Source organism: Algoriphagus aquimarinus (assembly GCF_007997215.1).
In the GTDB taxonomy this organism is placed as follows: Bacteria; Bacteroidota; Bacteroidia; order Cytophagales; family Cyclobacteriaceae; genus Algoriphagus; species Algoriphagus aquimarinus_A.
This window is the reverse complement of sequence record NZ_VORW01000056.1, coordinates 1-513: the sequence shown is the minus strand read 5'-3', so window position 1 is coordinate 513 and position 513 is coordinate 1. Positions and strand designations below refer to the sequence as shown.

Here is a 513-nt window from a genome sequence, read left to right as displayed (position 1 = left end):
ATTCTCCTTATGCCAAATGGACTTGGAATAGCAAAGTCGCTGGTTGGGAAGGTGGATTTGGTCAGCAAATCGTAGGTGAAACCTGGGTCGCTCACCACGGCATTCACAAATCTGAAGGGACCAGAGCCTTGATTGATGGAGTTGATCGTGATGCAGATCACCCGATTCTGAGAGGTGTGGATGATATCTGGGTGCCAACGGATGTGTACTCGGTTAAGAATTTACCATCCGCTGCCAATGTGCTTCTATACGGACAATCTACCGCTGGAATGACTCCAGAAGCACCGCTAATGTGGGATAAGTCAATTATGCCAATTACTTGGACGAAAGATTACTCTCTAAATGGCGGGAAAACAGGTAAGGTACTAGGAAGCACGCTGGGTTCTTCGATTGACTTCCAGGTGGAAGATATGCGTCGTTTGATCGTGAATGCTTCCTTTTGGCTTTTGGATATGCCAGAGGTGATTACACCTGAGCTTTCTGTGGAAATAGTCGGGAATTATGAGCCTACGA

1 protein-coding gene is annotated in these 513 nt (G+C 46.8%); it reads left to right on the top strand.

Annotated features, from left to right (window positions below):
• Window positions 1-513: ThuA domain-containing protein (locus tag ESV85_RS22150; protein WP_146921531.1), on the top strand; the 513-nt coding region annotated here is incomplete at both ends.